The organism is Synechococcus lacustris str. Tous (assembly GCF_003011125.1).
GTDB lineage: Bacteria > Cyanobacteriota > Cyanobacteriia > PCC-6307 > Cyanobiaceae > Synechococcus_D > Synechococcus_D lacustris.
In genome coordinates this window covers 1-1,162 of sequence record NZ_PXVC01000206.1, presented here as the reverse complement: position 1 = coordinate 1,162, position 1,162 = coordinate 1, and the positions used below count along the sequence as shown (strand labels likewise).

Annotated in this window: 2 protein-coding genes; one reads left to right on the top strand and one right to left on the bottom strand. The window is 44.3% G+C overall.

The genetic code is table 11. The features are described from left to right. A partial coding sequence (locus C7K08_RS14345) for an RrF2 family transcriptional regulator (RefSeq protein ID WP_106501162.1) occupies positions 1-430 on the top strand: 430 nt, incomplete at its 5' end. Between the two features lie 12 nt (positions 431-442). On the opposite strand, the gene C7K08_RS14340 is transcribed toward C7K08_RS14345, so the two are convergent. After that, positions 443-1,162, bottom strand: a 720-nt coding sequence (locus tag C7K08_RS14340; RefSeq protein ID WP_193464848.1) for an SLC13 family permease, incomplete at its 5' end; no start/stop codon positions are given.

Sequence of the window (1,162 nt, the reverse complement as noted above, 5' to 3'; positions counted from 1 at the left end):
GGGATTCAATGCTAAAACTGAATATGGTCTAGTTGCGTTGTTGGAACTAGTTGCGGTGTTCCCCTCCTCTGGAATTCTTCAGGTATCCCAGATTGCCAGCCAGCAGAATATTCCTGATCGCTACCTTGAGCAAATGATGATTAGCCTGCGCAAAGCTGGGATTTTACGCAGCATCCGTGGCCCTAGGGGGGGGTATCAGTTGAATCGTTCACCCTCTGAGATTGCTTTGGCTGAAGTGATTAATTGCTTGGAAGGGGATATCATTAGCACTAATAGCCCCACAAGCAATACCCCTGAACATAGGGCAGTTGCTGGTTTGCAAGCAAACTTAGATCGCAGAAGGGAGGATTTTTTGGAATCAATGACGCTGCAGCAACTTGCGGATCAGCGCGATCAATATCTTGAATGTAGATCAATGTATTTTATTTGATATATCGTGGTACTAAATTTTAAAATAAATGCAAATAAAAAATGGAATAGCAATGGTCATTGCAGCTGTTAAAGGTATTCCATAGCGTGCAATATCCAAGAACTGGTAGCGACCAGGGCCGAATACCATTAAATTGGTTTGGTATCCAACTGGGCTTAAAAAGCTCTGGCTTGCACCAAATAGAACTGCATAAATAAAGGCCATTGGCGGTTCGCCCAGGCCAAGGGCTAATTGGCCTGCGATTGGTATCAACATTGCAACCGTAGCTGCATTACTCATCACCTCCGTAAGCAATGTGGTGAATAGAAATACTGCTAATAGCGCCCAATAAATAGGCCAGTTTTGCAAACCAGCCAATAGTGCTTTAGCGGTGGCAGCGGCAAGGCCAGTTTTTTCTAAGGCCACACTAAAACTTGCTAAAGAGCCCAGTAGCAAAATTACGTCGAGGCGAATGGCCCGTTGTAATTCACCGGGTCTAAGGCAGCCACTTGCAACCATAGCAACAGTTCCAAATAAAACTGAAGCCACCAAGGGCATTAAATTAAAAGCTGGTAGCAAAATAACTAAAGCGGAGATGCTCAGCGCTAAACGTTTTCTACTAACTGTGGGTAGATCATTTTCAAGCTGTTCTAAAACAACAAGATCGTTATTTGCTTGCAGGCCCCGGATTGCATCTTTGGGGCCCTGTAGTAAGAGCACATCACCATCTTTAAGAATAACTCTGCCCAATCT